Origin of the sequence: Streptomyces sp. NPDC032161 (assembly GCF_040636995.1) — a bacterium.
Classification (GTDB): domain Bacteria; phylum Actinomycetota; class Actinomycetes; order Streptomycetales; family Streptomycetaceae; genus Streptomyces.
Genome location: NZ_JBEZVN010000084.1, coordinates 1 through 5,243 on the forward strand (window position 1 = coordinate 1; position 5,243 = coordinate 5,243).

A 5,243-nucleotide genomic window follows, 5' to 3' on the forward strand; every position below is an offset into this window, starting at 1 on the left:
TCCGGCCTCGACTCCCTTGCGGCGGACGGCCAGTTCGTTTCGGGGATAGGCGCATCGACCGCTGAATGGGTCGGGTGGGGCGGAGCCGCCGTAGTACTCCGAGCCGGGGAAAGCCCGGAGCATGGGGAAGGGCGGCAGCGGTTTCATGAGGGAGAGGACACTGCAATGCCGAAAGATGCGCCGCCGAACGGTGGGGCCGCGCTGGAGGAGGACCCTGTTGGTCCGCGCCAGCGGGTATCGGAGATGCAGGCCAAGCTTCACCGTTGGGCGGCGGTCGATTCCGGCCGTCGATTTGATGATCTGTTCAACTTCGTGCACGATCCGGCAACGCTGCTCGTAGCGTTTGACCGGGTCGCCGGCAACCGGGGCGCCAAGACTCCCGGCGTCGACGGCCTCAGTGCTGTCGAGGTCGAGGAGAAACTGGGGGTTCCCGGTTTCCCGGACGACTTGCGAACCCAGCTCAAACTGGGCACCTTCCGACCTCTTCCGGTGCGGGAATGCAAGATCCCCAAGCCTGGGGGTTCGGGGAAGGTGAGGCGCCTGGGTATTCCAGTGATCGCCGACAGGGTTGTCCAGGCCGCGCTGAAACTCGTGCTGGAGCCGATTTTCGAGGCCGACTTCATGCCGGTCTCCTACGGGTTCCGGCCCAAGCGGCGGGCGCAGGATGCGATTTCCGAGATCCAGCTCTTCGGCACCCAGGGCTATCGCTGGGTGCTGGATGCGGACATCGCGGCGTGTTTCGACGAGATCGACCACGTCGCCCTGATGGACCGGGTCCGGGCAAGGGTCAAGGACAAGAGGGTCCTGGCCTTGGTGAAGGCGTTCTTGAAGACCGGGCTCCTGACCGAGCTCGGAGAGTACGAGGACACGCTCACCGGCACACCGCAAGGGGGCATCATTTCTCCCCTGCTGGCGAACATCGCGCTCTCCGTGCTCGACGAGCACATGCATCGCGTGTGGGAACCAGAGGGAGAACTGTCCACGGAATACCGGCGACGGCGACGCCGGACCAAGGGCCTACCGGTATGGCGATTGGTCCGTTACGCAGACGACTTCGTCGTCCTGGTCAACGGAACCAGACAACACACCGAGGCATTGCGCGAAGAGGTCGCCCAGGCCCTTGCACCGATGGGGCTCCGGTTGTCTCCAGCCAAGACCCAAGTGGTGCACCTGAGCGAGGGGTTCGACTTTCTGGGGTTCCGCATCCAGTGGCGCCGCAAACGCGGGACGAACAAGTGGCACGTCTATACCTTCATCGCCAACCGGGCCATCCGGTCGGTGAAGGCGAAGGTCCGACACCTCACCCACAGAACATCTCAGCAGGACCTCGCCGTGATTCTGATCAATCTCAATCAGGTTACTCACGGCTGGGCCAACTACTTCAGGCATGCTGTTGCCAAGCACACCTTTAGGAAACTGGACGACCTCGTCTGGTGGCGGGTTATCCGGCTACTGCGGCAACGACATCACTGGGGCTGGACGGACGTCCGCAGACGGCTCACCACTCCCACGGGAAGGTGGCTCCCGATTGCTGCGGACGGGATCGAGCTGCGAAAGATCAGCGCGATTCCGGTCACCCGGTATCGCTACCGCGGCAGCAAGATTCCCACCCCCTGGGCTCCTGCAACCACCTGACGGCAGAAACCGTGGAGAGCCCGTTGCCCAGTAACGGGCACGGCGGGTTCGGCGAGAGGTCCGGGGAAACGGGCCGGGAGTAATTCCGAAACCGCGCCCCGGGCCTACTCAGCGACGAAGCAGGCTTCACCCGCCGACCGCCCCAAGGCCGCACCTGGCGACGACGCGGACACACCCCGGTCGTGACGGTGAGCGGACGCCGCTCGGGGCGGCTGTCGGTGGCCGGGCTGATTGCGATGCGGCCCGGCTCACGGACCCGGCTGTGCCATCGGCTGATCGCCCACCCGGCGGGCAAGGGCAAGCGCCGCAGCATGAGCGAGCGCGACTTCATCGCTCTGCTCGACGGCACCCACCAGCTCATCAAGGCACCGGTCGTGCTGGTCTGGGACCGGCTCAACACCCATGTCTCCCGCACGATACGAGAGTTGATCGACGCACGGGAATGGCTGACGGTGTTCCTGCTGCCCGCCTACTCGCCCGGGCGACGGGGCCGCCTGGGTGTCCGACTTGTTCAGGCTGCGGCGGCCGGTGCGCCGGCTGTGCCCGGCGATGCCGTGTTCCCGCATGATCCGTTCCACCCACTCGCGGTTGACCAGGCGACCCTGGCGGCGCAGTTCGGCGGTGATGCGCGGGACACCGTAGTGCCGGCGGGAGGCGAGGTGGATCAGCGGAGCCGGGCCTTCGCCGACTCCTGCCGCCGGGCCGGCGTCCGCCAGAGCATGAGCACAGTGGGCAGCAGCGCGGACAACGCCGCCGCGGAATCGTTCAACGCGACCTTCAAAAGGGAGACGTTGAAGGGGCGAAAGGGCTGGTCGAGCGAGCGTGAGGCCCGCCTCGACGCCTTCCGCCGGCTGTCCCGCCACAACACCCGACGCTGGCATTCCCGGCTCGGCCAGCAATCCCCGACCGCTTACGAGAACACCTTCCACTCAACATCAACTACCCTGACCCGAGCCGCATAGACGTGTTCAAGATCCGGGGTCAAGCCCGATCACGCTCCGGACAATGGGTTGGAGAGGGGGTCGGGTGAGTGAGTATCCGGGAGTGGTTCATGTCTGTTGGCGCAGGCGGTCGATGCGGGTGAGCACGTCGTTCACGTGTGGACGTACCTGGGTCTTCAGCTCCTCGCTCCAGACCTCGTCCTGATAGTGACAGGTGAGGTACAAGTGCCTGGCGTGTTCCAGGACGGGGCGGTGTTCCGGGGGCAAGTGGGCCACGGCCCAGTGGGCGGCGGCGTCCTTGGTTTTGATCTCGCCCGTGGCGAGGGTGGCCCAGACCCGGGCGAGGGTCAACAGGACGTTGCGCGTGTCGTCGTCCAGGTCGGCCAGAAGTTCAGGGATCGCCTCAACGGTCGCCCGGACGAGGTCGGTGTGCGGCACCGGATCCAGCAGCTCGGCCGGAGGCGGCCCGGTCAGGGCGTGGTCGCCTGCCAGGACCACTGCGAGGACCAGGGCCAGGTCCGGCATCGGGCCGGGCCGCGGAGCCGCGCCCGCCTGGAGTTCGTCGCGCAGCCACTCTCCGTAGAGGAAGTCTCCGATCGGCGGGAACCGCCAGGGGCGGACTTCGGACTGGATGACGACGGTGAGTTCAACTGGCCGGACAGTGGGTGTGAGGCCGGAAATGTCCAGCAAGCCCTCGACAAGTGCCTGCCGCTTCGCCTCGTCAAGACTCCGCCGGGTGACGGCCAGGATGTCCAGGTCGCTGGCCGGGGCGAGCCCCCCGAGCACGGCGGAGCCGTGAAGGTACGTCCCGAGGAGTTCCGGCCCCACGACGTTGCGGACGAGGTCGACGGTCTGCTCAAGCTGATCCATCACACCAGTGTCGGATACGCCCGCTCACCGGTACCCACCGGCCCGTGCCTGCTCAGCGATGCTCTGCCCACTGAGGCCGGCTCAGCCCCGGCATCGGGCGGCAGGGCCCCGTTGGGTGATGTGAGCGACGACCGCATCAACGCGGAGCCGGGGCTGGGCTTTGCGGTGTGGTGCGAAGGAAATCCGTTCCTGCGCACCACGCGCCTCATGTCACGGTGTCAGGCCTTGGCGTCCAGTCAGGACTCGGCGGCCGCGAGGCCGGCGATGGCAGCGAGCAGGACCACGGTGGGACACTGACCAGCCCCTGACCGCCCTGCTGGTGCGGCGTCTGGTCGATGCCTATGAATGGCCTGTCGGGATGGCCGCCGGGCTGGTCGATCACGGGATGGTGCTGCCGGTTCTGGACGGGCTGGATGAGGTAGATCCCCTCCGGGCGGATGGCACTCCCGATCCCGAGGCCCCTCGCGCCCGCGCGGTTCTGGAGGCGCTCAATGCCTACCAGGATGGCCGGGAGGCGGGCCCTCTTGTGCTGACTTGCCGCACCGGGCACTACGACGCCCTCGCCCCCGTATCCAGGCTGATCGACGCCGCCCGCATCACCATCGCCCCTATCAGCACCCACCAGGCCATCGCCTACCTCCGCGCCCGGGCCCTCGACACACCCCGTTGGCAGCCACTGGTCGACCACCTCGAAACCCAGCCCGCCAGCCCGCTCGCCACCACCTTGTCCACGCCCTGGCGGCTGTGTCTGACCGCCACCGTCTACCACCGCGATGGCAACCCCTCAGAACTCCTCCACCACGCCGATGGACACGACCTCGACCAGCACCTTCTGGCCCGCTATGTCCCCGCCACCATCGCCAACACCCGCAATCCTCACCGCTATCAGCCCGAAGACGTCCACCGCTGGCTCCACCACCTCACCAGCCACCTCTCCGGCAGCACCACAGGCACCCCAGCTACCGACCTCACCCTCCACCACCTCTGGACCCTCGCCGGCACCACCCGGGTCCGTATCACCGACATCATCCTCACCACCCTCACCCTCGTCCTCGCTCCCTTCGTCCTCGCTTCGCTCCTCGGCAGTGATGACTTCGGGAACAGCACCGAAACGCTCATCTTCTTCACCGCGTTCTCCATAGTTGCCAGCATCATCGCCTTCCGCCCGACGCCCAGGCCCAACCGTCTCGGCATTACCCGGGGAACATTCCAGGGCGGGTTCGTGGTCAGGTTCTGGGCCAGATTCAAGACCTGGTTCGGCTTCGGATTCGCGATCGGCTTCACGCTCATCTTCACGGACGAACTCCCGGGCCTGAGCCTGCACACGATCGGGTACGGGCTCGGGACCGGGATAGTCCTAGGCATCGGGTCCGGCCTCATCGGCGGATTCATGGGCGGGCTGGCAGGTGGGTTCGCAGACGGATTCAAGGCGTGGTTCAGGATCTGGTTCACAGTTGGGCTTGTGGTCAGCCTCGGGCTCTCGCTCGCCATCGAGTACGGGCTCGTCGAAGGGGTCGGGTCCGGGCTCGGCGGCGAGCCCGGGCTCGGGCTCTCGCTCGGGTTCTGGCTCGGGCATATCGGCGGGCTCGCGGGTGGATTCATGCGCGGGCTCGCAGGGGAACCAAGCGCCGTGGCCAACCCTCGGGAAATTATCCGCGACGACGTGTTCTACGGACTCCTGATGGGGCCCATGGCCGGACTCCTAGTACTCCAGTCTGGTTTCGCGATCTTGTGGCCGTACCCGGCCGGGAACGGGTACGGCCACCGCGTGATCATCGGTTGGTGTGTGGACAAACG

2 protein-coding genes and 4 pseudogenes are annotated in these 5,243 nt (G+C 66.6%); 4 read left to right on the forward strand and 2 right to left on the reverse strand.

The features are described 5' to 3' along the window. Positions 1–165: 165 nt before the first annotated feature. Positions 166–1,635 (forward strand): group II intron reverse transcriptase/maturase, encoded by a 1,470-nt coding sequence (gene ltrA / locus AB0E67_RS35940; RefSeq protein WP_362035002.1) that lies wholly within the window; start codon positions 166–168, stop codon positions 1,633–1,635. A 122-nt stretch (positions 1,636–1,757) separates the two neighbouring features. Beyond that, positions 1,758–2,102 (forward strand): annotated as a pseudogene (locus AB0E67_RS35945) (transposase); the annotation flags it as partial. An 81-nt stretch (positions 2,103–2,183) separates the two neighbouring features. Here AB0E67_RS35945 and AB0E67_RS35950 read toward each other — a convergent pair. Next, positions 2,184–2,288: pseudogene (locus tag AB0E67_RS35950) on the reverse strand (IS3 family transposase); the annotation flags it as partial. 27 nt (positions 2,289–2,315) lie between these two features. Between AB0E67_RS35950 and AB0E67_RS35955 the strand changes: the two are divergent. Then, a pseudogene (locus AB0E67_RS35955) lies at positions 2,316–2,597 on the forward strand (integrase core domain-containing protein); the annotation flags it as partial. 87 nt (positions 2,598–2,684) lie between these two features. Here AB0E67_RS35955 and AB0E67_RS35960 read toward each other — a convergent pair. Next, positions 2,685–3,446, reverse strand: a complete 762-nt coding sequence (locus tag AB0E67_RS35960; protein WP_362035004.1) for an aminoglycoside adenylyltransferase family protein — start codon at positions 3,444–3,446, stop codon at positions 2,685–2,687. Between the two features lie 358 nt (positions 3,447–3,804). Between AB0E67_RS35960 and AB0E67_RS35965 the strand changes: the two are divergent. Continuing rightward, positions 3,805–5,243: pseudogene (locus AB0E67_RS35965) on the forward strand (hypothetical protein); the annotation flags it as partial.

Coding starts and splice junctions, on each gene's coding strand:
- ltrA (WP_362035002.1), top strand. CDS start 166: ATGCCGAAAGATGCGCCGCCGAACGGTGGGGCCGCGCTGGAGGAGGAC.
- AB0E67_RS35960 (WP_362035004.1), bottom strand. CDS start 3,446: ATGGATCAGCTTGAGCAGACCGTCGACCTCGTCCGCAACGTCGTGGGG.